26 protein-coding genes are annotated in these 23,020 nt (G+C 69.4%); 20 read left to right on the top strand and 6 right to left on the bottom strand.

What is annotated here, in order from left to right; translation table 11 throughout:
• Positions 1-89: 89 nt before the first annotated feature.
• From rplM to KHU32_RS13370, 8 genes are all read left to right on the top strand, one after another.
• Positions 90-584 carry a 50S ribosomal protein L13 gene (gene rplM / locus KHU32_RS13405; RefSeq protein WP_213670583.1) on the top strand — a complete coding sequence of 165 codons (495 nt, stop codon included), beginning with the start codon at positions 90-92 and terminating at the stop codon, positions 582-584.
• Positions 585-588: 4 nt separating this feature from the next.
• Positions 589-1,092, top strand: coding sequence for a 30S ribosomal protein S9 (gene rpsI, locus KHU32_RS13400; protein ID WP_213670582.1), 504 nt, complete (start codon positions 589-591; stop codon positions 1,090-1,092).
• A gap of 128 nt (positions 1,093-1,220) precedes the next feature.
• Positions 1,221-2,183: an N-acetyl-gamma-glutamyl-phosphate reductase gene (gene argC / locus KHU32_RS13395; protein WP_213670581.1), complete on the top strand. Its 963-nt coding sequence runs from the start codon at positions 1,221-1,223 to the stop codon at positions 2,181-2,183.
• Positions 2,180-2,713 carry a gamma carbonic anhydrase family protein gene (locus tag KHU32_RS13390; RefSeq protein WP_213670580.1) on the top strand — a complete coding sequence of 178 codons (534 nt, stop codon included), beginning with the start codon at positions 2,180-2,182 and terminating at the stop codon, positions 2,711-2,713. Before argC ends, KHU32_RS13390 begins: the two co-directional genes overlap by 4 nt.
• Positions 2,714-2,775: 62 nt before the next feature.
• A complete protein-coding gene (locus tag KHU32_RS13385) occupies positions 2,776-3,339 on the top strand; it encodes a hypothetical protein (protein ID WP_213670579.1) in 564 nt (187 codons plus the stop codon).
• 96 nt (positions 3,340-3,435) lie between these two features.
• Entirely contained in the window at positions 3,436-3,999 is a 564-nt protein-coding gene (locus tag KHU32_RS13380; protein ID WP_213670578.1) for a hypothetical protein, read from the top strand.
• 79 nt (positions 4,000-4,078) lie between these two features.
• A complete protein-coding gene (locus tag KHU32_RS13375; RefSeq protein WP_213670577.1) occupies positions 4,079-4,567 on the top strand; it encodes a hypothetical protein in 489 nt (162 codons plus the stop codon).
• Positions 4,564-5,193 (top strand): hypothetical protein, encoded by a 630-nt coding sequence (locus KHU32_RS13370; protein WP_213670576.1) that lies wholly within the window; start codon positions 4,564-4,566, stop codon positions 5,191-5,193. Before KHU32_RS13375 ends, KHU32_RS13370 begins: the two co-directional genes overlap by 4 nt.
• Before the next feature lie 42 nt (positions 5,194-5,235).
• Here the strand turns inward: KHU32_RS13370 and KHU32_RS13365 are convergent, their stop codons facing one another.
• Positions 5,236-7,041, bottom strand: a complete 1,806-nt coding sequence (locus KHU32_RS13365) for a PHA/PHB synthase family protein (RefSeq protein WP_213670575.1) — start codon at positions 7,039-7,041, stop codon at positions 5,236-5,238.
• An 89-nt stretch (positions 7,042-7,130) separates the two neighbouring features.
• Between KHU32_RS13365 and KHU32_RS13360 the strand changes: the two genes are divergently transcribed.
• The 6 genes from KHU32_RS13360 to recJ all read left to right on the top strand — a co-directional run bounded on the left by KHU32_RS13360 (position 7,131) and on the right by recJ (position 13,885).
• Complete coding sequence (locus KHU32_RS13360; RefSeq protein WP_213670574.1) at positions 7,131-7,817, top strand: hypothetical protein; 687 nt, start codon at positions 7,131-7,133, stop codon at positions 7,815-7,817.
• A 104-nt stretch (positions 7,818-7,921) separates the two neighbouring features.
• The gene (locus KHU32_RS13355) at positions 7,922-9,133 is read left to right on the top strand and encodes an LL-diaminopimelate aminotransferase (RefSeq protein ID WP_213670573.1); all 1,212 of its coding nucleotides are present in this window, start codon (positions 7,922-7,924) and stop codon (positions 9,131-9,133) included.
• Positions 9,130-10,422 (top strand): homoserine dehydrogenase, encoded by a 1,293-nt coding sequence (locus KHU32_RS13350; RefSeq protein WP_213670572.1) that lies wholly within the window; start codon positions 9,130-9,132, stop codon positions 10,420-10,422. Before KHU32_RS13355 ends, KHU32_RS13350 begins: the two co-directional genes overlap by 4 nt.
• Positions 10,419-11,090 carry an SIMPL domain-containing protein gene (locus tag KHU32_RS13345; RefSeq protein WP_213670571.1) on the top strand — a complete coding sequence of 224 codons (672 nt, stop codon included), beginning with the start codon at positions 10,419-10,421 and terminating at the stop codon, positions 11,088-11,090. The genes KHU32_RS13350 and KHU32_RS13345 overlap by 4 nt, the downstream gene beginning before the upstream one ends.
• Before the next feature lie 22 nt (positions 11,091-11,112).
• Complete coding sequence (gene glpX / locus KHU32_RS13340; protein ID WP_213670570.1) at positions 11,113-12,108, top strand: class II fructose-bisphosphatase; 996 nt, start codon at positions 11,113-11,115, stop codon at positions 12,106-12,108.
• A 13-nt stretch (positions 12,109-12,121) separates the two neighbouring features.
• Positions 12,122-13,885 carry a single-stranded-DNA-specific exonuclease RecJ gene (recJ, locus tag KHU32_RS13335; protein ID WP_213670569.1) on the top strand — a complete coding sequence of 588 codons (1,764 nt, stop codon included), beginning with the start codon at positions 12,122-12,124 and terminating at the stop codon, positions 13,883-13,885.
• A gap of 37 nt (positions 13,886-13,922) precedes the next feature.
• Here recJ and KHU32_RS13330 read toward each other — a convergent pair whose 3' ends face one another.
• Entirely contained in the window at positions 13,923-14,741 is an 819-nt protein-coding gene (locus tag KHU32_RS13330; protein ID WP_213670568.1) for a sulfite exporter TauE/SafE family protein, read from the bottom strand.
• A 93-nt stretch (positions 14,742-14,834) separates the two neighbouring features.
• Here KHU32_RS13330 and KHU32_RS13325 point away from each other — a divergent pair, with 93 nt between their 5' ends.
• From KHU32_RS13325 to KHU32_RS13315, 3 genes are read left to right on the top strand one after another with little or no spacing between them, the layout of a single operon-like run.
• The gene (locus KHU32_RS13325; protein ID WP_213670567.1) at positions 14,835-15,593 is read left to right on the top strand and encodes a sulfite exporter TauE/SafE family protein; all 759 of its coding nucleotides are present in this window, start codon (positions 14,835-14,837) and stop codon (positions 15,591-15,593) included.
• The gene (gene cuyB, locus KHU32_RS13320) at positions 15,590-16,273 is read left to right on the top strand and encodes a cysteate racemase (RefSeq protein ID WP_213670566.1); all 684 of its coding nucleotides are present in this window, start codon (positions 15,590-15,592) and stop codon (positions 16,271-16,273) included. The genes KHU32_RS13325 and cuyB overlap by 4 nt, the downstream gene beginning before the upstream one ends.
• A 37-nt stretch (positions 16,274-16,310) precedes the next feature.
• Positions 16,311-16,685 (top strand): cupin domain-containing protein, encoded by a 375-nt coding sequence (locus KHU32_RS13315; protein ID WP_213670565.1) that lies wholly within the window; start codon positions 16,311-16,313, stop codon positions 16,683-16,685.
• A 98-nt stretch (positions 16,686-16,783) separates the two neighbouring features.
• Here KHU32_RS13315 and KHU32_RS13310 read toward each other — a convergent pair whose 3' ends face one another.
• Together KHU32_RS13310 and KHU32_RS13305 are read right to left on the bottom strand one after the other, a co-directional pair.
• Positions 16,784-17,275, bottom strand: coding sequence for a thioesterase family protein (locus KHU32_RS13310; protein WP_213670564.1), 492 nt, complete (start codon positions 17,273-17,275; stop codon positions 16,784-16,786).
• 3 nt (positions 17,276-17,278) lie between these two features.
• On the bottom strand, positions 17,279-17,983 hold the full coding sequence (locus KHU32_RS13305) for an RraA family protein (RefSeq protein WP_213670563.1): 705 nt from the start codon (positions 17,981-17,983) through the stop codon (positions 17,279-17,281).
• A 151-nt stretch (positions 17,984-18,134) separates the two neighbouring features.
• Here KHU32_RS13305 and KHU32_RS13300 point away from each other — a divergent pair, with 151 nt between their 5' ends.
• The 3 genes from KHU32_RS13300 to KHU32_RS13290 all read left to right on the top strand — a co-directional run bounded on the left by KHU32_RS13300 (position 18,135) and on the right by KHU32_RS13290 (position 21,341).
• Positions 18,135-19,511, top strand: a complete 1,377-nt coding sequence (locus tag KHU32_RS13300; protein WP_213670562.1) for a carbohydrate porin — start codon at positions 18,135-18,137, stop codon at positions 19,509-19,511.
• Positions 19,512-19,572: 61 nt separating this feature from the next.
• The gene (locus tag KHU32_RS13295; protein WP_213670561.1) at positions 19,573-20,121 is read left to right on the top strand and encodes a DNA-3-methyladenine glycosylase family protein; all 549 of its coding nucleotides are present in this window, start codon (positions 19,573-19,575) and stop codon (positions 20,119-20,121) included.
• 56 nt (positions 20,122-20,177) lie between these two features.
• On the top strand, positions 20,178-21,341 hold the full coding sequence (locus KHU32_RS13290) for an aminotransferase (protein WP_213670560.1): 1,164 nt from the start codon (positions 20,178-20,180) through the stop codon (positions 21,339-21,341).
• Positions 21,342-21,440: 99 nt separating this feature from the next.
• On the opposite strand, the gene KHU32_RS13285 is transcribed toward KHU32_RS13290, so the two are convergent.
• Both KHU32_RS13285 and KHU32_RS13280 read right to left on the bottom strand, forming a co-directional pair.
• Entirely contained in the window at positions 21,441-21,680 is a 240-nt protein-coding gene (locus KHU32_RS13285) for a hypothetical protein (protein ID WP_213670914.1), read from the bottom strand.
• A gap of 268 nt (positions 21,681-21,948) precedes the next feature.
• Complete coding sequence (locus KHU32_RS13280) at positions 21,949-23,019, bottom strand: tartrate dehydrogenase (RefSeq protein ID WP_213670559.1); 1,071 nt, start codon at positions 23,017-23,019, stop codon at positions 21,949-21,951.
• Between the last annotated feature and the right edge of the window lies 1 nt (position 23,020).

Here is a 23,020-nt window from a genome sequence, read left to right as displayed (position 1 = left end):
CCTCATTGAAAAATGCCGCTTTCCGCTTGACCTTGCGGGGCCGAGCCGGCAAATAGCGGTCGCAATCCTAGTTGATCTCGAAGGTTAAGATGCTCAGCACACAGACCCGCTCGGTGAAGCCGGCGGAGGTCCAGAAGAACTGGTGGGTGATCGATGCCGAGGGCCTCGTGCTCGGCCGGCTCGCCACCATTGTCGCCAACCGCCTCCGCGGCAAGCACAAGCCGACCTTCACCCCGCACGTCGACTGCGGCGATCACGTCGTCATCGTGAACGCGGGCAAGGTGCGGCTGACCGGCAACAAGGCCGAGCAGTCCATCTTCTACTGGCACACGGGCTATGCGGGCGGCATCAAGGGCCGTTCGGCGAAGGACCTTCTCGACGGCCGTTACCCGGAGCGGGTCATCACCAAGGCGGTGGAGCGCATGATCACGCGCGGCCCGCTCGGCCGGAAGCAGATGAAGAACCTGCACGTCTATGCCGGCACGGAGCATCCGCATGACGGCCAGAGCCCGGTGGCGCTCGATGTCGCCGCGATGAACCGCAAGAATGTCGCCAACGGCGGCGCCCAGTCGAAGGCGGCCTGAATCCATGAGCGAGCAGACCACGGCGAACTCCCTCGCCGACCTCAAGAACCTGGTTCAGGGCACGACCATCGCCTCCGGGTCCGAAGCCGCTGCCGCCCCCGTCGCGCCGAAGCGTGACGCGCAGGGCCGCGCCTATGCCACGGGCGGCCGCAAGGAGTCCGTTGCGCGCGTGTGGGTGAAGCCCGGCAAGGGCGTCTTCACCATCAACGACAAGCCGGCCTCGCAGTACTTCGCACGCCCGGTGCTGCGCATGCTGATCGCGCAGCCCTTCCTGGTGGCCGACCGCTACCAGACCTTCGACGTCGTCGCGACGGTCGCCGGTGGTGGTCTCTCGGGCCAGGCCGGTGCGGTGCGCCACGGCATCAGCCGCGCGCTCGTGAACTACGAGCCGGAGCTGCGCAGCATCCTGAAGAAGGCCGGCTTCCTGACGCGCGACCCGCGTGCGGTCGAGCGTAAGAAGTACGGTAAGGCGAAGGCGCGACGTTCCTTCCAGTTCTCCAAGCGCTGACGCCCTGCGGACCGGGCGTCACGCCCGGCCTGCATGCCGGCTATCCGAAAGGGGCGGGTCCGAAAGGATCCGCCCCTTTTGTTTTTTCCGACCGACTCGTTCAGACTCGTTCCAACAGGAGGGCCCCCATGGCCAGGAAACCGAGCATCTTCATCGACGGCGAAAGCGGGACGACGGGGCTGCAGATCCGCGCGCGCCTTGCGAACCATCCCCAGGTCGAGATCCGTTCGATCGCGGACGCCGACCGCAAGGACCCGGCCGCCAAGCGCCGGTTGATGGAGCAGGTGGACGCCGTGGTGCTCTGCCTGCCGGATACCGGCGCGAAGGAGGTCGCGGCCATCGCGGCCGAGATGGGCGACAAGGCTCCGAAGCTGCTCGACGCCAGCACGGCGCACCGGGTCGACCCCGACTGGGTCTTCGGTTTCCCGGAGCTGACCGACGGGCATGCGGCCAAGATCGCTGCCGCCAAGCGCGTGGCGAATCCGGGCTGCTATCCCACGGGTGGCATCGCCCTGCTGCGGCCGCTGGTGGATGCGGGCATCATCCCGCAGGACGCCCCGATCACGGTCAATGCAGTCTCCGGCTATTCCGGCGGCGGCAAGTCGATGATCGCGGAATTCGAGGAGACGAAGTCGGCGCCGCCCTTCTTCCTCTACGGCCTGGGTCTCGAGCACAAGCACGTCCCCGAGCTGCAGCTCTACAGCGGGCTGTCCGTCCGCCCGATCTTCGTGCCGAGCGTCGGCAACTTCGCGCAGGGCATGCTGGTGAGCATCCCGCTGCATCTCGATGCTCTGCCCGGCAACCCGAAGGCGGCGGACCTCGAAGCCGTCCTCGCTGCCCGCTACGCGAAGTCCGGCTGGGTGAAGGTGATGCCGGCCGATGGCGGCCAGCGCCTGGAGCCCCTCTCGCTGAACGGCTCCAACATGCTGGAACTGCGGGTCTACGGGAATGCCGCGCACAACCAGGCGGTGCTGGTGGCGAAGCTGGATAATCTGGGGAAGGGTGCCTCGGGCGCGGCCGTGCAGAATCTCGGCCTGATGCTGGGTATCGACGTGGATGCGGCGCTGCCGCTGGGGATCGCTGCGGAATGAACGGACCTTTCTATCCCTTCGAGGGCAAGCTGCCGAAGGTCGACGAGCGTGCCTGGGTAGCGCCGACGGCTGCCGTCATCGGCGACGTGGAGATCGGCGAGAAGTCGAACATCTGGTATCACTGCGTGCTGCGCGGTGATTCCAACTTCATCCGCATCGGCGCCCGGACGAACATCCAGGACGGCACGATCATCCACGTGAATTCGGGCAGCTTCCCCACCGTCATCGGCGACGATGTTACAGTCGGTCACGCGGCGATCATCCACGCCTGTACGCTGGCCAATCGCGCCTTCGTCGGCATGGGCGCGACCGTGCTGGACGGCGCCGTGATCGAGGAAGGCGGCGTCCTTGCCGCCGGTTCCGTATTGCCGCCGGGCAAGCGCGTGGGCTCGCTCGAGCTCTGGATGGGCAACCCTGCGAAGCTGGTCCGCGTCCTCACGGTGGAGCAGCGGGCGAACTTCGACACGACCGCGCCACATTACGTGGAGCTGTCGGGACGGCATCGCGCTTCGTTGCGTTCCACTTCGTAACTTGAGATCGCGGATCGTTCGGCGTTAATTTTCCGGCCATGAGGAACGCCGTACGAACCGTCTTGCTGATGGTGCCCCTGGCGGCCTGCGCCACCGGGCCCCTCCCGCCGAGCGCGCGGCTTCCCGCCGACGTCACGCCCATCGCGGCGGACCCGATGCGCTCGGCCATCCTGACCACCGCCTTTACCTTCAACCATCAGAGCCTGCCGGCCGACCGAGCCAGGGCGGCGGCGCTGATGGAATATCTGGCGGCGGATTATCGATGGGACGTGCGATGGGCGGAATACACGCCCATCACCGCCTCGGCGTTGGAGGCCTCGCGGCGGGAACTTCACGCGGCTTTCGGCGTTGCGCCGGGCGCCACGCCCCAGGCGGTCGTGGACGGGTTTGTCGGCGCCTCCCGCGCCTTCGAGGCCCAGGCGACGCCGGTGCTTTCGCCCGCGGTCTTCACCCAGCCGACGCTGACGCTGGCACGCCTCTCCGGCCCGATCGATCTGCCCGCGACGCGCAATGCCAGCGCGCTGATGGAGAGGGAGCTTCTCCGTATCGACACGGAGAGGATGAACGGCATCGGCGGCGGTAGCGGCGGAGGCGGTAGCGGAGGCGGCGGCGGCGCGCATCCCTGAACCTTGCGGTGCTGGGTGACTTTCCGGGCCAATTGCTCTAAATATTCATGAGATGATCGGCGCGTGATCTGCCGGTCTTTACATAGGGACGACTTGATGAACCGTGCGCTTCTCCTGGCTCTGCCTTTGTTGGCGGCCTGCTCGGGACCTCTTCTTACCGCTCCTGCGGGCGAATCGGCGGTCCTGCCTCGCGACGCCGTGGTCGGCGCCGGTGACCCGACGCGGTCCGCCATCCTGACCACGAATGCTGTCTTCAGCGAGCGCACCCCGGCCGCCGGCCAGCCTGCCTCGGGCGCGCGCGCCATCGCGCAGATGGAGTTCCTTGCCGCGACGCTGCCGCGCGCCAGCAACTTCTCCAATGCCTCGCCGACGCTGGGGCCACAGCTCCTCACGGCCCGCCAGGAATGGCGCGGCGCGCTCGGCATCGCGCCGGGGGCCGACCCGCAGGCGGTCATCGACTCGCTCTACCAGGCGAGCCGCGCGCTCGAGGCCGGCCAGCGGGACGCGGCAGCCTCCTCGCTGCCGAATGGCCTGTTCCCGCAGGGTGGCGCTGCCACCTTGACCCGCCTCGCCGCGCTGCCGCGTCTTCCGCAGACGGCCGCCGCGGCAGCCACGGCCCAGGAAGCGCTGCGCACCACCACGCCGCAGCGGACGCTCTGAGATGAAGCGGCGTCCCCTCCTCCTGACGTTGCTCCTCGCAGGTTGCGCGGAGGGGTTCGCCACCTCCGAATCAGCGCGGTTGCCGCGTGATTCGATCGAAGGCGCGGGGGACCCCACCCGCGCCGCCGTCTCCCGTGCCGCCTTCGCCTTCGCCAACCAGGCCGGGCTCCAGGGACGGCCCGGCGAGGCCGCCCGCGCCATCGCGGATATGGAATTCCTCGCGGTGTCACTGCCGACCGACCCGCGCTTCCAGCAGCGCGATCCTCTGTTGCCGGTGCGTCTCCAGCAGGCCCGCGCCGAATGGCGGCGGGCGCTGGGCATTCCCGAAGGGCAACCGGCACAGCCGGTCGTCGATGGCCTCTATACCGTCTGGCGGGCGATGCGCGCCGGCGATCAGGCCGCAGCCGCCGCTGCGCTTTCGCCGACGCTCATTCCGCCGGGCGGCGCGGCCGTGCTGGCTCGCCTGGCCGCACTGCCGCCCTTGCCGCAGACGGCGCTCGCCGCCGATGCCGCATCGCGCGTTCAGTCCGAGTCCAATTTCCCCTTCACCGGCCGCCCGAGAATATGAGGGTCCTGCCGCTCGCAGCGGCGCTGCTTCTCGCCGCCTGTGCGGAGATGACGCGGCCGCCGCCGCCTGAACCGCCCGTCGAACTGGCGGGTGGTCTGGTCGCGCAGCCGCTGCTGTCCGTCCTGAACCATGCGGTGTCCGACTTCGATCGCGCCGGTGCCGGCCTCGAAGGCCATCCCGAGCACACGGCCCTCGCCATCGCGCGGCTGGAGTGGCTGGGTGGTGAGACGCGTCCGGGCCACCGCCTGGAGAATATCCCCGATTCCTTCCTCTTCGGCCTGCGGCGCGGCGTGCAGGAGGGGAGGCAGGCCCTGGCCATCGCGCCGGACGCCTCGCCCGACACCACCGTGCCGGCACTCCTCGCCGCGTCGCGTGCGCTGACCAATGGGGATGTGCCGGCCGCCAGCCGGGCGCTGACCGGGCCTGACTTCCGCGACACCGACCGGCCGGCGATGAGCCGCCTGCGCGAGCCGGGTCCGTTCCCGGATACGGCCCTGACCCTGCCGGCCCTGCGCGACGAGGTCGTGCGGCGGCAGTCCGACGGGCGGATCAACCAGCGCGTATCCTCCGAATTCATGGATTCCGGGGTCACCACCTCCGGCATGGGCGGCCGCACGGACCGCTGAGATCGTTCCCACCGGCCCGGAGGCCAGTGGGAACTCCCTCTTTCAATCCATCGCCATCACGCGGACGTAGCTGCCCGGCGCGTCCTCGATGACCTTGAGCTTGCCGTCGCCGGGATGGCGGGCAGGGACCTCGGCACGGTTGAGGCCGGTGACCCAGCGCTGCCAATCCGGCCACCAGCTGCCTGCGAGTTCCGTCGCGGAGGCGAACCAGTCATCGGGGGTGGGCGGCAGGTCTTCGTTCACCCAGTGGCTGTACTTCCCGGAATCCGGTGGATTGACGACGCCCGCGATATGGCCAGAGGCTGCGAGCACGAAGCGCACCGGGCCCGAGAAGATCTGCGTGCCGCGATAGGTGCTCTTCCACGGCGCGATGTGATCCTCGCGCGTCGAGATCATGTAGGTGGGAACCTTCACCTTCCGCAGGTCGATCTTGGTGTCCAGGAGCTCGATCGAGCCCGGCTTCACCAAGTCGTTCTCCTGGTACATGCGGCGCAGGTAGAAGCTGTGCATCTTCGCCGGCATGCGTGTGCTGTCGTCGTTCCAGTAGAGCAGGTCGAAGGGGAAGGGGTCCTGCCCGAGGAGATAGTTGTTCACGACGAAGGACCAGATGAGGTCGTTCGCGCGCAGCATGTTGAAGGTCGTCGCCATCTCGCGCCCATCGAGGAAGCCGCGCTTGTCCATGCGCTCCTCCAGGGCCTTCAGCTGCTCCTCGTCGATGAAGACGCCAAGCTCGCCCGCTTCCTCGAAGTCGGTCATGGTCACGAAATAGGTGGCCGACTTGATGCGGTTGTCGCGCTTGGTGGCCATGTAGGCGAGGGTGGTGGCGAGCAGCGTGCCGCCCAGGCAGTAGCCGATGGCATTCACCTCGCGCTCACCGGTCGCGGCTTCGATGGCGTCGAGCGCGGCCAGCACGCCCTCCTTCATGTAGTCGTCGAAGCCCTTCTCGGCGAGCGCCTCGTCCGGGTTCACCCAGGAGGCGACGAAGACCGTGTGGCCCTGCTCGACCGCCCAGCGGATGAAGCTGTTCTTGGGCCGCAGGTCCAGGATGTAGAACTTGTTGATCCAGGGCGGGAAGATCACCAGCGGGCGCTTCAGCACCTTCTCGGTGGTCGGGTTGTACTGGATGAGCTGCATCAGCGGCGTCTGGAACACCACCTTGCCCGGGGTGACCGCGATATTCTCGCCCACCTTGAACTTGCTGTCGTCCGTCATGCGGATGCGCAGCTTGCCCTTGCCGCGCTCCAGGTCGGCCAGCAGGTTCGACAGGCCCTTGAGGAGATTGGTCCCACCCGTCTCCGCGGTGCGCCGCAGGACCTCGGGATTGGTCATCACGAAGTTCGCGGGGCTCATCGCATCGACGAACTGCCGCGTGTAGAAATCCACCTTCTGGGCAGTCTTCGGATCAAGCCCGTCGGCCGAATGCACGGCATTGGTGAAGTAACGGGCCGAGAGCAGGTAGGACTGGCGAATGAAGTCGAAGACCTCGTTCTCGCGCCAGGCCTCATCCTTGAAGCGCTTGTCCCCCTTGGCCTCCTCGATCACCGCATCGACATTCGGGTCGCCCAACATGCGGCGCGTGGTGTTCGACCAGAGGGTCAGATAGTCCTGCCAGAAGCCGAGCTGCGCCTGCATGAGCGCGGCCGGGTTGGTCATGAGCTTGGCCGTCATTTCCATGAAGGCGGAGCCGATGTTGAGCGGCGCGGAAAACCCGTCCGTCGTCGACTGGCGCTTCAGGAAATCCTGGACGATGCGCTGCCCGCGCTCCGCCACCTCCGCCATGGTGCGCGAAACCAGCGCTGGGTCGGGTACCTGGTACTCCGGCGGTTTCCCGCCCGGCGACTGCGTCATATGTTGCTTCCCGACCTTAGACGACCTTGCGCCCTTTCGCGCTCACGTCCAGCGGCGCTATCAATCATCTGACGCCTCGAGGACGCCGCGTGACGCTTCACACCAGGGACATGGCCCGAACCAGCATGGAGAAGGGTAGTGACCGCCCCGCCACGGATCAAGCGCGGCCACGGGTTGGCGGCCGGCTGCTCCTGGCCGGCCTGCCGCTGCTCGCCCTGGCGGGCTGCGCGACTCCCGTTCAGATCAACCCCCGGGCGCTGGGCCGTGACATTTCCGGGGCAGCCATGGATTCACGGCTGCCGCCGCCGGGGATGGACCGGCCAACGCCCAACCTCGCCAGCGTGCCTCCCATCCCGGAGCGTCCGGACCTCGCGGCCCGCGAGGCGCTGACCCGCCGGCTGGAGGCCGAGCGCGGCGCTTCTCATGACGAGGTCCCGGTCGGCCGCGCCGCGGCCCCGCTGACCGAGCCCGATGCGCCGGGCCAGCCGCCGATCCCCGCGCGCCCGCCGGAGCCCCCGCGGCTCGCGGGTGCGCCGGCCATCCCCTGGGTGGCGCCGCGTCCCGCCCAGCCCGTGCCTGCCACCGGCGGGCCGGCCGCGCGTCCGCCCGAGCTGTTGGCGCCGGATCGCCTGACGCCCGGCGACGTTCCCGCGCTTCCGACGCCGGAGCTTCTGGCGCCCGTCGCGCCGGCGCCCGGCGGCAGCGCCGAGCCGCCGGCCCCCTCGGCGGTGCCGCCACCGCCGTCGCCCGACCTTCTTGCGCCTCCGGCCCGCTGAGCCCGGCATTTTCCCGCCATGGCTGACCCGCGCAGCCGCGCTTTGCGCCGCAGCGACGAAGCGTTCTAAAAGGCGGCACTTTCGTTTCGTCCGGGAGGGCCATCATGGCCGAAGAATTCCACCGCATCCGTCGCCTGCCGCCCTATGTCTTCGCCGAGGTGAACTCGGCTAAGGCTAAGGCCCGCGCAGCCGCCGAGGACATCGTGGATCTCGGCATGGGCAATCCCGACAGCCCGACGCCGCCGCACATCGTCGCCAAGATGATCGAGGCCGTGCAGGACCCGCGGACGCATCGCTATTCGATGTCCAAGGGCATTCCTGGCCTTCGCCGCGCGCTCGCGGGCTATTACGCCAACCGCTTCGGCGTGAAGCTCGACCCCGAGACCGAGGTGGTCGCGACGCTGGGCTCCAAGGAAGGGCTGGCGAACCTCGCCCAGGCCATCAGCAGCCCGGGCGACACCATCCTGGTGCCTAACCCGTCCTACCCGATCCATCAGTTCGGCTTCATCATCGCCGGCGCCTCGGCGCGCTTCATCCCCTACACGCCGGATGACGCGATGCTGGAGGCGATCGTGCGCGCGGTGAAGCACTCCGTGCCGAAGCCGACCGCGCTGATCGTGAACTTCCCGTCGAATCCGACGGCGCTGCTGGCGAGCCGCGAATTCTACAAGGAGCTGGTGAAGATCGCGCTCCAGCACGAGCTCTTCATCCTCAGCGACCTCGCCTATGCCGAGCTCTATTTCGGCGCGACGCCGCCACCCTCCGTGCTGGAGATCCCGGGCGCGATGGATTGCACGGTGGAGTTCACCAGCCTTTCCAAGACCTACAACATGCCGGGCTGGCGCATGGGCTTCGCGGCCGGCAATCCGCGCCTGATCTCGGCGCTCGCGCGGGTGAAGTCCTACCTCGACTACGGCGCCTTCACGCCGATCCAGGTGGCCGCCGCCGCCGCGCTCAACGGTCCGCAGGACTGCGTGGCCGAGATGCGGGAGCTCTATCGCGACCGGCGCGAGGTGCTGGTGAAGGGCCTGCAGCAGGCCGGCTGGGACGTGCCGATGCCCGAGGCCTCCATGTTCCTCTGGGCGCCGATCCCGGAGAAGTTCCGGCACCTCGGCTCGGTCGAATTCTCCAAGCTACTGCTGGCGAAGGCGAAGGTCGCCGTCGCGCCCGGCATCGGCTTCGGCGAGCATGGCGACGGGCATGTCCGCATCGCCATGGTCGAGAACAATCATCGCATCCGCCAGGCGCTGCGCGGTATCCGCGGCTTCCTGCAGGGCGACAACGTGGCACCCGTCGAGGAACTTCACCCCGTATGAACAAGCCTTTGAAACTTGGTGTCGCCGGCCTCGGAACGGTCGGCGCCGGCGTGCTGAGCCTGCTGCGTGACAATGCGTCGCTGATTACCGCCCGGGCTGGGCGCTCCTTCGAGGTCGTCGCCGTCTCCGCGCGCGACCGTACGCGGGACCGTGGCGTCGATCTCTCCGGCCTGCGCTGGCACGAGGATGCGGTGGCCCTGGCCGCCGATCCCGAGGTCGAGGTCGTGGTCGAGCTGATGGGCGGCTCCGAGGGGCCGGCCCGCCAGCTGGTCGAGGCGGCGCTGGCCGCCGGCAAGCCGGTGGTCACGGCCAATAAGGCGCTGCTTGCGACCCATGGCGGTGCGCTGGCGAAGCTGGCCGAGGCCAAGGGCGTGGCGCTCGCCTACGAGGCGGCGGTGGCCGGCGGCATCCCGGCCATCAAGGCGCTGCGCGAGGGTCTGGCGGGCAACCGCATCAGCCGCGTGGCCGGTATCCTGAACGGCACCTGCAACTACATCCTCACCGAGATGCGGCTGAAGGGTCTGCCCTTCGCCGAGGTGCTCGCCGAGGCGCAGCGCCTGGGCTACGCCGAGGCCGATCCGGCCTTCGACATCGAGGGCGTGGACGCCGCGCACAAGCTCGCCATCCTGGCGGCGCTGGCCTTCGGCCAGCAGGTCGACCTCGCGGCGCTGCACATCGAGGGCATCACCAACATCTCTGCGCTCGACATCGCGCTGGCCGGCGAGCTCGGCTACCGCATCAAGCTGCTGGGCATCGCGAGCCGGGAGGAGGGGGGCGTCACCGCCCGTGTCCATCCCTGCATGGTGCCGGTCTCGAGCCCGGTCGCCAGCGTGGACGGCGTGTTCAACGCCGTGCTGGCCGAGGGCGACGCGGTGGGCCGCATCGTCCTGCAGGGACGCGGCGCGGGCGCGGGGCCAACGGCCAGCGCCGTCGTCGCCGACCTCGTGGATATCGCGCGCGGCTGCCAGTCGCCGGTCTGGGGCGTGGGGACGGAGGCGCTCGCGCCTTCCACCCCCGTGCCGATGGAGCGGCATCGCGGGGCCTACTACCTGCGCCTGATGGTGCTGGACCAGCCCGGCGTGATCGCCGACGTGACCGGCGTGCTGCGCGACATGAGCATCAGCCTCGAATCCATGCTCCAGCGCGGCCGCGCGCCCGGCGAAGCGGTTCCTGTGGTAATGGTGACCCACGAATGTGAGGAGGCCCAGATGCAAGCAGCCCTGAAGCGGATCGCCGAACTGTCGAGCGTGGTGGAACAGCCCGCCCTCATCCGGATCGAAACGCTTTGATCCGCCGCGCCCTCGTTGCTGCCGTCCTGCTCGCGCCGTTCGCCGCGGCCGCGCAGCCCGCCACCGGCACGCGTCTGCGCCTCTCCGAGGAAGGCAGCGTGAAGACCGCCCCGGACGAGCTGCGCGCCGCGCTGCGCGTCGAGGTCCGCGCGGCCACGGCTGAGCAGGCCCAGGAGCAGCTCAACCGGCGCATGGCCGCCGCCGTCACCGCCGCCCGCGCGGTGTCCGGCACGCGGACCGAGACCGGCGCCTATGGCACGTCGAACGACACGGCCCGGCGCCAGTTCGTGGCCCAGCAATCGCTGTCGTTGCGCGGCGGCGAGGCCGTGCTGGGCCTGGTTGCGCGCCTGCAGGCCGACGGCCTGCAGCTCGACCAGGTGGGCTGGACGCTGAGCGATGCCGCCGCGCGCACCGCGCGGGACGCCGCCACGCGCGAGGCCATCCGCGCCGTCCAGGCGCGCGCCGAGGCCATCGCCGCCGAGATCGGCCAGCGCGTGGAGGAGATGCGCGAGCTGGCGGTCGAGGTGTCGCCGATGGTGCGTCCGATGATGGCCGCGCGCGCCGGCAGCTTCTCGGCCTCCGCTTCCGGTCCGACGGCGCCCACCGTCACCGCGGAAGAGGTCACCACGACGGCCCGCGTCTCGGCCGATTTCCAGCTCAGCCGCTAATCAAAGAAGGGTGTCCGAAACCATGAGCGAGACCGAGAACAAGGCCCGCAATGTGGACCGCAACCTGGCCCTGGAGCTGGTGCGCGTGACGGAGGCTGCCGCCCTGGCTGCGAGCTCCTGGGTCGGCAAGGGTGACAAGAACGCGGCCGATGGCGCGGCCGTCGAGGCCATGCGCCGCGCCTTCGACTCGGTCGCCATCCACGGCACCGTCGTCATCGGCGAGGGCGAGATGGACGAGGCGCCGATGCTCTTCATCGGCGAGAAGGTCGGCCTCTACGCCAAGACCGGCGGCGGCATGCTGGCCGATATCGCCGTGGATCCGCTCGAGGGCACCACGCTGACCGCGAAGGGCGGGCCGAACGCCATGGCGGTGGTCGCGCTCGCCAATCGCGGCGGCTTCCTCCATGCGCCTGACGTGTACATGGACAAGATCGCGGTCGGCCCGGGCTATCCGCCGGGGGTGATCGACCTCGACCGCAGCCCGGCCGAGAATCTTGCCGCCATGGCGAAGGCCAAGGGCGTCTCGATCGGCGAGCTGACGGTCTGCATGCTGGACCGTGACCGCCACCGCGACGTGATCCGCGATTGCCGCGCGGCCGGCGCGCGCCTCATGCTCATCCCGGACGGCGACGTCTTCGGCGTGGTCGCCTGCGCTCAGCCCGAGACGGGCGTCGACCTCTATCTCGGCTCCGGCGGCGCGCCCGAGGGCGTGCTGGCGGCGGCGGCGCTGCGCTGCATCGGCGGCCAGATGCAGGGCCGCCTGATGTTCGAGGATGACGCGCAGATCGTCCGCGCCAAGGAGATGGGCATCGACGATCCCGGCAAGAAGTACGACATGGAGGACATGGCGAGCGGCGATGTGATGTTCGCCGCCACCGGCGTCACCACCGGCCCCATGCTGCGCGGCGTCCGGCTCATCCCGGGCGGGGCGATCACGCATTCCATCGTGATGCGAAGCAAGTCCGGCACGGTCCGCTATGTCGAGGGTCACCACAACTTCAAGGTGAAGCCCATTTGACGGGGACTCCGTGATGGACACTGCGCTCGGCGTCGAGCGCAGCCTCACGGGTCGCCGCTGGGTCTGGCGCCCGGCCGATCCCCGGCGGGCCGCGGCGCTGTCGCAGCAACTCGATCTTCCCGAAGTCGTGGGCCGCCTGCTCGCCGCGCGTGGCGTCGAGGTGGAGGCGGCCGCGCATTTCCTGGAGCCGACACTCCGGGCGTTGCTGCCCGACCCTTCGCTGCTGCTGGACATGGATGGTGCGGCCGCGCGGCTGGCCGATGCGGTGCAGCGTTCCGAGACGGTGGCGGTCTTCGCCGATTACGATGTCGACGGCGCCTGCTCGGGCGCGCTCATGTCGCAGGTGCTGTGCGTTCTGGGCTGCCAGGTCATCCCCTACGTGCCGGACCGCCTGGCCGAGGGCTATGGGCCGAACGCGCCGGCAATTTCCTCGCTGATCGGCCGGGGCGCCACGCTCATCGTCTGCGTGGATTGCGGCATCTCGGCGCATGAGGCGTTGGCGGCCGCGGCGGGCCTCGCGGACGTCGTCATTCTCGATCACCACAAGTCCGAAGGGCCGCCGCCGCGCGTCGTCGCCGCGGTCAATCCCAACCGGCTCGACTGCACCTCCGGCTTGCGCCAGCTCTGCGCGGCCGGGGTGGCCTTCCTGGCGGCCATCGCCCTGCAGCGCGAACTGCGCCGCCGCGGCTTCTTTGCCGGTCGGCCGGAGCCGGATCTGCGGGAATTGCTCGATCTCGTCGCTCTGGCGACCGTCTGCGACGTGGTGCCGCTGATCGGTGTGAACCGGGCGATGGTGACCCAGGGCCTGCGCGTCCTGGCCCGGCGGTCGCGCGTCGGCCTGGCGGCGCTGATGGAGCTCTCCGCCCTGCGCGACGAGCCTTCCGCGCATACCCTCGGCTTCGTGCTGGGGCCGCGCATCAACGCCGGCGGGCGTATCGCCGCACCTGACCTCGGGCTGCGCCTGCTGCTGGAGGAGGACGCCGTCGAGGCCCGCGCCATCGCGGAGCGCCTGGATGCGGTGAACCGCAAGCGGCAGGAGGTGGAGGCCGCCGTCCTCACCTCCGCCATGCGACAGGCGGAGGCACAGATCGAGGCGGGGCATGCGGTGCTGCTGCTGCGGGACGAAGGCTGGCACCCCGGCGTCGTGGGCATCGTGGCCGGCCGTGTGCGCGAGCGGTTCAACCGCCCGGCCTGCGTGGCGGGTTTCGAGGCGGGATTGGGCAAAGGCTCCGGTCGCTCGGTGCCGGGACTGGACCTGGGCGCGGCCATCATCGCGGCGCGACAATCGGGTCTGCTGATCGCGGGCGGCGGTCACGTCATGGCGGCGGGCTTCACCATCGAGGCCGACAAGATCCCAGCCCTGCACGCGCATCTCGACGAGCGCCTGGCGCTGGCGCGCGAATTGCCCGGGGCAGCGGAGCTCGTGATCGAGGGCGCCATCAGCGTGCGCGGTGCCACGACGGAGCTGGCGCAGAGCGTCGCGCGCCTTGCGCCCTTCGGCGCCGGCAACGAAGAGCCCTGCTTCGCCATCTCGCGGGCCCGTGTCGTGAAGGCCGGGCGCGTGGGGAAGGAGGGGGCGACGATCCGCGCCTTCCTGGAGGGCGAGGATGGCGGGCGGCTCAAGGCGATCTGCTTCCGCGCCAAGGAAGGGCCGCTCGCAGAAGCGCTGCTCGCCCAGGGCGGCGCGCCCTTGCTGCTGACGGGGCATCTGCGCGCCGAGGTCTGGAACGAGCAGACCAGCGTCGGCTTCTTCGTGACCGACGCGGCCCGGCATTAGGCCTTCTTGATGACCCGGCCGGGCTACGCGGCCAGGATCACAGCAGCGAGTAGAACATCCGCACGCTCGTGAAGGCGAGGAAGATGGCGAAGGCCTTCTTCAGCAACTCCGGCCGGATGCTATGGGCCAGCGAGACGCCCCAGGGCGTCGCGATGATGGAGCCGGGCACGATCAGCGCGAAGCCCACCAGGTTTACCCAGCCGAGGGAGAAGGGGGGACGCCCCTCCGCGCCGAGCCCGGCCAGGATCAGGCCGATGGTGGCCGGGATCGAGATCACGATGCCAAAGGTGGAGGCCGTCGCGACGGCGGAACGGATGGGCGTGCCGAACATGGTCAGCACCGGCACGCCAACCGTACCGCCGCCGATACCCATGATGGCGCTGATCGCGCCAATGCCCGAGCCGATCACCTGCCGCGCCCAGCCGAAGGGCATGCTGTCCCGAAGCCGGAAGGCCACGCTGGTCAGGCCCATATTGGCCGCCACCAGCAGCGCGACGCAGGCGAAGACGAAGGTCATGCCCGGGCCCTTGAGCACCGCCGCGAGATAGGTGCCGACGATCACGCCCACGAACATCGACGGCGTGAGGCTCTTCAGCAGCGGCATGTCGATCGCGCCTTTCGCCCAATGCTTGCGGGCGGAGACGATCGAGGTCGGGATGATGGTGGCCAGCGAGGTCGCGACCGCGACCTTCATCTGCGTGGCGGTCGGCACGTCGAAAAGCGGCAGGACGTAGAAGAGAACCGGCACGATCACGATGCCGCCGCCGACGCCGAAGAGTCCCGCCAGCAGGCCGGAGAACAGGCCAGTGGCGCCCATCGCCGCGGCCAACAGGCCGAGCCACACCAGATCATCCATAGAAAACAGGCCTTTCAGACGTTCCCGGCAGTGGTCGTTCCGCCTCCATTGCCATAGCTTCGCAACGCCCCACTGTCATCCCCGCGAGGCCGCTTGCTCATCACCGATCCCTGGTTCTACGCGCTGGCCATCCCGGCCTTTCTCATCACGGGCATCAGCAAGGGCGGCTTCGCCTCGGGCGCGGGCAATACGGGCGTTCCCATGATGTCGCTGGTGATGCCGGCCTCGCAGGCCGCGGGCATCGCGCTGCCGGTGCTCTGCGCCATGGATATCGCGGCACTCCGCGCCTGGTGGGGCAAGTGGGACCGCGAGCAGCTGCGCATCCTGCTGCCGGGCGCGGTGATCGGGATCGGGCTGGGCACGCTGGTCTTCGGCGCGCTTTCGGATGCCGTGGTGAAGATCTTCATCGGCACCATCACGCTGGTCTTCCTGGCGCGCAGCCTGTGGCTGGAGCGCGGCAACCGTGTCGTGCCGGCCGCGGTGGCCTCGAAGATCAAGGGGCGGTTCTGGGGCGCCTGCGCCGGCTTCACGAGCTTCATCGCCCATGCCGGTGGGCCGCCTGCCGCCGTCTATCTCTATCCGCTGAAGCTGGACCGCGCGCGGCTCACGGCCACGACCGTGGCGCTCTTCGCGACGGTGAACTACCTCAAGCTCGTGCCCTACTTCTTCCTCGGCGCGCTTTCCCTGCAGAATGTGCTGACGAGCCTCGTGCTGCTGCCGCTGGCGCCGATCGGCATTCGGTTGGGCGTCTGGCTGCAGGGCCGCATGAGCGACCGGGTTTTCTATCGCATCATCTACGTGCTCCTGGCCGTGACGGGCGTGGAGCTGGTCTATGAGGGGCTGTTCCGATGAAGATGCTGGGTGTCCTGGGCGGCATGGGACCGCTCGCCTCCGCCGAGTTCATGCGGCAGCTGACGCTGCTCACGCCCGCCGAGCGGGACCAGGATCACATCCCGACGATCCTCTGGTCCGACCCGCGCGTGCCGGATCGTACCGCGGCGCGCGTGAGTGGTGGCGAGGATCCGCTGCCCGCGCTGGTCCGCGGCATCCGCGGGCTGGAGGCCGCGGGCTGCGGCGCCATCGTGATCCCCTGCAACACCGCGCACGGCTGGTACGAGGGCATGCGCGCGGCGACCGACCTTCCCATCCTGCACATTGTGGACGCCGCGGCGGCCGAGCTGCGGCGGCAGGGCGTGACGGAAGGGCCCATCGGCCTGATGGGCACGACGGGGACGCTGGCCATGCGTCTTTATCAGGACCGTCTCGGGATTGAATGCCTCACCCCGGATGCGGAGACGCAGGAACGCCTCGTCATGCCGTGCGTGGGCCTCGTGAAGGCCAATCGCATCGCCGAGGCCTATGCGCCGCTCGCCGAGGTCGCGCAGGGCCTGCGCGCGCGAGGTGCGAAGGCGGTGGTTCTGGGCTGCACGGAGATTCCGCTCGGCATCGCGGCGGGGCCGACGCTCGATTTTCCGGTCATCGACACCATCGCCGCGCTCGCGCGCGCGGCCATCCTATGGGCGAGGGAATGAAGCGCGGCTAGATTTCCTGAAACAGGAGGATCGACCAATGAGCCAGGCGCAGGAATTCCACCACATCGACGATGAGGGCCAGGGGCTGGCGCGGGAGCTCGCCCCCGGCGTGACGACGCGCATCTTCCCCGGCGAGCACGCGATGCTCTCCGTCGTCACCATCGCGCCCAACGGCGCGGGCACCATGCACAGCCATCCGGAGGAGCAGTGGGGCATGCTGCTCGAAGGCAGCGCCGTGCGGATCCAGGGCGGCGAGGAAATTTCGGTGAAGAAGGGCGACTTCTGGCGCACCCCTGGCGGCATCGAGCACACGATGCGCGCGGGCCCCGAGGGCTGCCGGGTCCTCGACATCTTCGCCCCGCCGCGCGAGGCCTATCGCCGGGAAGGCAAGGGATTCGCCTCCGCGACCTGACGCCGACGCGCGCCGATCCGTCCGGCGGCCGCCCAACACCTGAGGCCGCTCCGATCGCGGCGCGGCCCGTTCGAGCGAAGGGCGCGCCGCGTCGGGGATCAGCGGCGCTTGAGTGCCAGCCGCTTGGGCGCCTCGCCGGTGGCCGCGCGTGCGAAGGCGGCGAGCACGGCCTCGGGCCAGGTCGCGACCTTCCGCTTGGTCAGGTCGACGCAGAGGTAGAGCACCTCGTGCTCGGACGAGGTCCAGCCTTCGGTGAAGTGGAACATGCGGTGCCGGCACAGCAGGCGCTTCTCGTCGAAGGCGAGCACCATGCTCGACCCGCCGATGGGCATGCCTTCCAGCATCTCGCGCTGATAGTCGAGCCAGGCCTCGGCCGCGAAGGTGCCGAGGCCCAGTTCCCGCAGCGGAGACCCCAGGCCGATATGCGGCCAGAGGCGATCCGTCTGCAGGTCATAGGCAACCAGGTAGTTGCCCATGTTCATGTGCTTGTAGCTGTCCACCCATTCGGGGCGAACGGAGGTCAGCGGCTGATCCCAGTGAAACCACCCCCCGTCGATTCGAGGGGACGGGCCGTTCTCGACGGGGGGCATGCCTCAATGGATCTCGGACGACTTGGCCAGGGCCTCGCGCAGCTTCGCGATGTCGAAGTCCGGGCGCTTCGTCATCTCGAGGATCACGGCTTCCTTGCGGGTCAGCAGGTCGATCGCGGCGGGAATCGCCTTCACGGCCTCGGCGGGGATCACGACAGCGCCGTGACGATCCGCGTGCACGACCTCGTCGTGGTTCACGGCCATGCCATGAACGGTGACGGGGCGGCCCCAGTCGACGACATGCACGAAGGCATGGCTCGGGTTGATGATGCCGAGGAGCTGGAAGCCCGGCGCCACCATGTCGAGGTCGCGAATCGAACCGTTGGTGACGCAGCCGAGGGACTTCAGGCCCTTGTGCACCGCCGTGTTCACCTCGCCCCAGAAGGCGCCGGTGCCGGGAACGTCATCGAGGTCCTGCAGGACGACGACGGTCGGCATGTCGGTGTTGGCGACGTACTCGTACCAGCCGATGCGCGCGGCGCGGTCGGCCTCGGGCGTGCGGCCATGCGGATGGGCCGCGCGGATCGTGCCGACGCGCGCCGGGCCGCAGATCGGCTTCAGGCCGGGATGCGCGCAGTCGAAGGTGCGGACCGTGAAGCCGTAGCCGCGGCGCGCCGGCACGACGACCTCGAGCGCGTTGCAGATGGTGGGCGTGTCCCATTCGCACAGGGCGTCGAGATCTGCCTGGGTATAGGGGCGCTGGGTCATTTGGATGTCCTCCGGATGGAGGCCGCACCTTCATCGCAGGCGGGCAATGCGTCAAACCCCCGGCGCCCGAACATTACTCATAAGTGACCTGCAACATGACAGAATTGAGTCGCGCTTGCTGTTCCGGCTAGGGCGGTCTAGCGGGCGCGACATGCGCTTGTCCCTGGTCCTCGCCCTGTTGCTCCTGCCCGGCCTCGCCGCGGCGCAGACCGGACGCTTCAACTCCGCAGGCACGCCCAATATCGGGCATCCCGAGGAAGCGCTCTTCCCCTCGCTGGCCGCGATGCAGGACCGGCTGGAGGAGCAGGGCTGGATGATCCGCGGCCAGGCGACCTTCATCCTGCAGGGCCAGGCGGGCTTCCGCTCGCCCTATCGCGCCGCGGGCAGCCTCACGCCGGCCGCCCAGGCGCGCAACACGCTCTCGACCGACCTGATCGTCGGGCGGCGGCTGTGGGAGGGTGCGGAGTTCATCGTGAACCCCTCCGTGACCCGCGGCTTCGGCCTGTCGAACTCCACGGGCGTCGCGGCCTTCCCGAACGGGGAGGCTTTCCGCCTGGGAACCACGGAGCCCAATTTCTTCGTGCCCCGCGCCTTCTTCCGGCAGACGATCGGCCTGTCGGGCGACACGGTCGACACCGATGACGATCCGCTGCGCTTCAGCGCGCCCATGCCGCGCGAGCGCATCACCATCACCGTCGGCAAGTTCGCGGTCTGGGACATCTTCGACGACAACCGCTACGCGCATGATGCGCGCACGCAGTTCATGAACTGGGCGCTCGTCGGCGGCGGCGGCTTCGACTACGCGGCCGATGCGCGCGGCTTCACCAACGGCATCGCCGTCGAGTGGGAGAACGGCCATTGGGCGGTGCGTGGCGGCGCCTTCCAGGTGGCGCGCCGGGCCAACGGCCTCTTCCTCGATCCTTCGGTGACCCGCGGCTTCCAGGCGCTGGCCTCGGTCGAGCGCTTCTGGCGTATTGGCGAGCGCGAGGGCGCCGTGCGCGTCATCTACGGCGCCTCCCGCGCCCGGCAATCGCGCTGGAACGAGATCGACCCCACCGATCCCTCGACCTTCGAGCAGAACCCGCGCGCCTATCGCTTCAAGAACAACCTCACGATTTCCGCCGACCAGCAGATCACCGAGGATTTCGGCGTCTTCGGCCGCCTGTCCTGGAATGACGGCCAGACGCAGAACTGGATGTTCACCGAGATGGACCGCGCCATCGCCGTGGGCGGCGTGCTGACCGGGCAGCGCTGGAACCGGCCGGGCGACACGGTCGGCCTCGGCGGGAATGTCGGCTGGATCAGCGCCGGCCGCCGGCGCTACCTGGAGGCGGGCGGCATCGGCTTCATCACCGGCGACGGCCGGCTGAACTACCGGCCGGAGTGGATCGGCGAGGCCTATTACGATGCGCGGCTCGCGCCCGGCGTGAACGCGGCACTCGGCTATCAGCTGGTGGTGAACCCGGCCTACAATGCCGATCGTGGCCCCGTCTCCATCTTCTCCCTCCGCCTCCGCACCGCTTTCTGACCGCGAGGTCCTCTTCGCGGCCGAGCCCCGCTTCGCTGCTATCGAGGAACGCGCGGGCCCCTTGCCCTGGCGCACCCGGCCGCGCGGTTTCGCCGGCATCCTGCGGACCATCTGCGGCCAGCAGATCAGCAACCAGGCGGCGGGCGCCATCTGGCGGCGTCTCTCCGCGCTGCCCGGCGCGCTGACGCCGGAAGGGCTGCTCGCACTGGACGATGCCGCGCTGTGCGGCACGGCCGGGCTGTCCCGCCCCAAGGCCGCGCATGCGCGTTCCCTGGCCGCGGCCTGCCTCGACGGCCGGCTGGACTTCGAGCACCTGCCGACGCTGCCGGATGCCGAGGCCGTGGCGATGATGAGCGCGGTGAAGGGGCTCGGCCCCTGGACCTCCGAGGTGCATCTCGTCTTTGCGGAGGGAAGGACGGACATCTTCCCCTCGGGCGACATTGCCCTCGCCAATTCCGCGCAGCACCTGCTCGAGCTGGAGGCTCGTCCCAAGCCCAAGGCGCTGGCCGAGCTCGCGCGCGCCTGGTCGCCCCAGCGGTCGCTGGCGGCGCGGCTGCTGTGGCACCACTGGCGCCATGTGACGGGCCGGACGCTGATCGAGGATCCCTGAAAGCGGGGGCGCCCGCCGGCTTCCACGGCACGGCGCGCGGTGCCAGTTTGCTGGCCATGCCGTCCTTCGCGCCCACCATCCTCGACACGCCCGACCCCGCCATTCCGACCGTGCGTGCCTGGGCTGCGCGCTACCACGGCAGGAACGGGCCGGCGCTGGACCTGACGCAGGCCGTGCCGGGCTATCCGCCGCATCCCGAGCTGCTGTCGCGCCTGGCCGAGGCAGCGGGATCGCGCGACGCGGCCGGCTATGGCCCCATCGCCGGCGACCCGGTGCTGCGCGAGGCGCTGGCCGGCGATGCGGTGCGGTTCTACGGGGGCGATATCTCGGCGGGCGAGGTCGCCATCACGGCCGGCTGCAACCTGGCCTTCGCCATGGCCGCGAAGGTCGTCGCCGCGCCGGGCGACAACATGCTCGTTCCCACGCCCTGGTACTTCAACCACCAGATGACGCTGAACATGGCGGGCATCGAGGCACGGCCGCTGCCCTGCCGCGCGGAGGAAGGCTTCGTGCCGGATCCCGCGCGTGCCGCCGCGCTGATCGACGGGCGGACGCGCGCCATCCTGCTGGTGACGCCGAACAATCCCACGGGCGCCGTCTATTCTGCCGAGGTGATCCGCGCCTTTGCGGAGCTGGCGCGCAGGCGGGGCATCTGGCTCATCCTGGACGAGACCTATCGCGACTTCCTGACCGAGGCGGAAAGCCCGCCCCATGCCCTGTTCAGCGACCCGGCCTGGCGGGACGGGCTCGTGCATCTCTACAGCTTCTCGAAGGCCTATTGCGTACCGGGCCACCGCCTGGGCGCCGTCATCGCGGGCGAGGCTTTCCAGCGGCAGCTCGCCAAGGCGATCGACTCGTTGCAGATCTGCCCGGCGCGGGCCGGCCAGCAGGCCGTGGCCTGGGCGGTCGAGGCGCTTCGCGACTGGCGCGCCGGCAATCGCGCGATCATGGCCGAGCGCGCGGCTGCCTGCCGGGCCGCTCTCGATGACGGCTCCATCGATGCGATGGGCAGCTACTTCGCCTATGTGCGGCTGCCCGACGGCGCGCCGGAGGCGGAGCGGGCGGCGGAGATCCTGGCTGTCGAGAAGGGGCTGCTCTGCCTGCCGGGCTCGTTCTTCGGGCCGGGGCAGGAGCGGCACTTGCGGCTCGCCTTCGCCAATGCGGAAGCGGAGAGGCTGGCGGAACTGCCGGTGCGGCTGGCCGGCCTGGCGATCAGCTGAGCGCCCCGGCCGTCACATACGAAATCGCCGGCGGAGGCCGCCGGCGACACATTCAGTCCTGTCTGGAGAAATGCGGGGCGAGGGCGCCGCGCGAGGCGATCAGTCGCACTCGCAGCCGGGGGTCGGCGCCAGGCTCTCGCGCATGATGTGATGGTCCACCCATTCGGCGACCAGGCGGCGCGCTTCGGCCACGGAGGATTCCGGATGGTGGACGCGATACAGCGTCGTGCAGGCCTGGAAGGCGGACAGGTCCGGCGTGCCCACATCGCGCAGCTCGCGATAGGCGGTGACGACGGCCCGCTCGCAGCGGCGGGCGATATGGCTGAAGTCTCGACCCATCATTCTCACTCCAATTGCGAATCATTCGCAATGTCACGTCACAATAGCCACATCTGAACGGTCGTTCAAGTGTGCGTCAGGCTGTGCGGCGGAAAGGGAAGGGGTGTGTGGCCGCTGCATCACCACCCCGCATCCGTATAATATAGGGTCGGGATCGCGGCGCCAGAAGAGGCGTTTTGATCACCGGCGGCGCCGCGCGATCACGCGGCGTTTCGAGGCCCGGGAAGCGTGCCGGGCCGAGGCGCGGCACGCTTCCCGGGGCGTCGTATCAGGACGCGGCGACGGCTTCCGCGATGGCCTTGCCCACGTCGAGCGTGCCGGCCTGGCCGCCGAGGTCACGCGTGCGCGGGCCGCCTTCGGCCAGAAGCTTCTCGATGGCCGTGGTGATGGCCTTGGCCGCCTCGGCCTCGCCGAGATGGTCCAGCATCATCGCGCCCGACCAGATCTGGCCGATCGGGTTGGCGACGAAGCGGCCCGCGATGTCGGGCGCCGAGCCGTGCACCGGCTCGAACATCGAGGGGAATTCCTTCTCCGGGTTGATGTTCGCACTCGCCGCCACGCCGATGGAGCCGGCCACGGCCGGGCCCAGGTCGGAGAGGATGTCGCCGAACAGGTTGGAGCCCACCACCACGTCGAACCAGTCGGGATGCTGCACGAAATGCGCGCAGAGGATGTCGATGTGGAACTGGTCGGTCTTCACCTCGGGATAGTTCTTCGCCATCTCGGCGAAGCGGTCATCCCAATAGGGCATGGTGAAGGTGATGCCATTGGACTTGGTGGCGCTGGTCACCTTCTTGCGCGGGCGCTTCATGGCCAACTCGAAGGCGTACTTGATGATGCGGTCGGTGCCGGTGCGCGTCAGCACGCTCTGCTGCGAGACGAATTCGCGGTCCGTGCCCGGGAACATCGTGCCGCCGATGGAGGAATACTCGCCCTCGGTGTTCTCGCGGACGACGTAGAAGTCGATCTCGGCGGGGGTGCGGTTGGCGAGCGGGGTGGAGACGCCCGGCAGCAGCTTGCAGGGGCGCAGCGAGACATACTGGTCGAAGCCGCGGCGGATGGGGATCAGCAGGCCCCAGAGCGAGGTGTGGTCCGGCACGCCGGGCCAGCCCACGGCGCCGAGGAAGACGCTGTCGCTGTCTTTCAGCTGGTCAAGGCCGTCCTCGGGCATCATCCGGCCGGTCTTGGTGTAGGTCTCGCAGGACCAGTCGTAATGGGTCAGCTTGAGATCGAAGCCGAAGCGCCGGGCGGCGGCGTCGAGGACGCGCAGGCCCTCGGGGGTGGTTTCCTTGCCGATTCCATCGCCCGGAATGACGGCGATGCGGTGCGTTCGTGCCATG

Origin of the sequence: Roseococcus pinisoli (genome assembly GCF_018413645.1) — a bacterium.
Classification (GTDB): Bacteria; Pseudomonadota; Alphaproteobacteria; order Acetobacterales; family Acetobacteraceae; genus Roseococcus; species Roseococcus pinisoli.
Note: the sequence above shows the minus strand (reverse complement) of the source record. Positions and strands in the feature narration are given on the sequence as shown.

Excerpts from the sequence above, each read along its gene's own strand:
- argC (WP_213670581.1), top strand. The coding sequence starts at position 1,221 with ATGGCCAGGAAACCGAGCATCTTCATCGACGGCGAAAGCGGGACGACG.
- KHU32_RS13285 (WP_213670914.1), bottom strand. The coding sequence starts at position 21,680 with ATGGGTCGAGACTTCAGCCATATCGCCCGCCGCTGCGAGCGGGCCGTC.
- KHU32_RS13355 (WP_213670573.1), top strand. The coding sequence starts at position 7,922 with ATGGCCGAAGAATTCCACCGCATCCGTCGCCTGCCGCCCTATGTCTTC.
- KHU32_RS13380 (WP_213670578.1), top strand. The coding sequence starts at position 3,436 with ATGAACCGTGCGCTTCTCCTGGCTCTGCCTTTGTTGGCGGCCTGCTCG.
- glpX (WP_213670570.1), top strand. The coding sequence starts at position 11,113 with ATGAGCGAGACCGAGAACAAGGCCCGCAATGTGGACCGCAACCTGGCC.
- KHU32_RS13365 (WP_213670575.1), bottom strand. The coding sequence starts at position 7,041 with ATGACGCAGTCGCCGGGCGGGAAACCGCCGGAGTACCAGGTACCCGAC.
- recJ (WP_213670569.1), top strand. The coding sequence starts at position 12,122 with ATGGACACTGCGCTCGGCGTCGAGCGCAGCCTCACGGGTCGCCGCTGG.
- KHU32_RS13300 (WP_213670562.1), top strand. The coding sequence starts at position 18,135 with ATGCGCTTGTCCCTGGTCCTCGCCCTGTTGCTCCTGCCCGGCCTCGCC.
- KHU32_RS13330 (WP_213670568.1), bottom strand. The coding sequence starts at position 14,741 with ATGGATGATCTGGTGTGGCTCGGCCTGTTGGCCGCGGCGATGGGCGCC.
- KHU32_RS13390 (WP_213670580.1), top strand. The coding sequence starts at position 2,180 with ATGAACGGACCTTTCTATCCCTTCGAGGGCAAGCTGCCGAAGGTCGAC.
- KHU32_RS13290 (WP_213670560.1), top strand. The coding sequence starts at position 20,178 with ATGCCGTCCTTCGCGCCCACCATCCTCGACACGCCCGACCCCGCCATT.
- KHU32_RS13350 (WP_213670572.1), top strand. The coding sequence starts at position 9,130 with ATGAACAAGCCTTTGAAACTTGGTGTCGCCGGCCTCGGAACGGTCGGC.
- rpsI (WP_213670582.1), top strand. The coding sequence starts at position 589 with ATGAGCGAGCAGACCACGGCGAACTCCCTCGCCGACCTCAAGAACCTG.
- KHU32_RS13310 (WP_213670564.1), bottom strand. The coding sequence starts at position 17,275 with ATGCCCCCCGTCGAGAACGGCCCGTCCCCTCGAATCGACGGGGGGTGG.
- KHU32_RS13280 (WP_213670559.1), bottom strand. The coding sequence starts at position 23,019 with ATGGCACGAACGCACCGCATCGCCGTCATTCCGGGCGATGGAATCGGC.
- KHU32_RS13305 (WP_213670563.1), bottom strand. The coding sequence starts at position 17,983 with ATGACCCAGCGCCCCTATACCCAGGCAGATCTCGACGCCCTGTGCGAA.
- KHU32_RS13370 (WP_213670576.1), top strand. The coding sequence starts at position 4,564 with ATGAGGGTCCTGCCGCTCGCAGCGGCGCTGCTTCTCGCCGCCTGTGCG.
- rplM (WP_213670583.1), top strand. The coding sequence starts at position 90 with ATGCTCAGCACACAGACCCGCTCGGTGAAGCCGGCGGAGGTCCAGAAG.
- cuyB (WP_213670566.1), top strand. The coding sequence starts at position 15,590 with ATGAAGATGCTGGGTGTCCTGGGCGGCATGGGACCGCTCGCCTCCGCC.
- KHU32_RS13315 (WP_213670565.1), top strand. The coding sequence starts at position 16,311 with ATGAGCCAGGCGCAGGAATTCCACCACATCGACGATGAGGGCCAGGGG.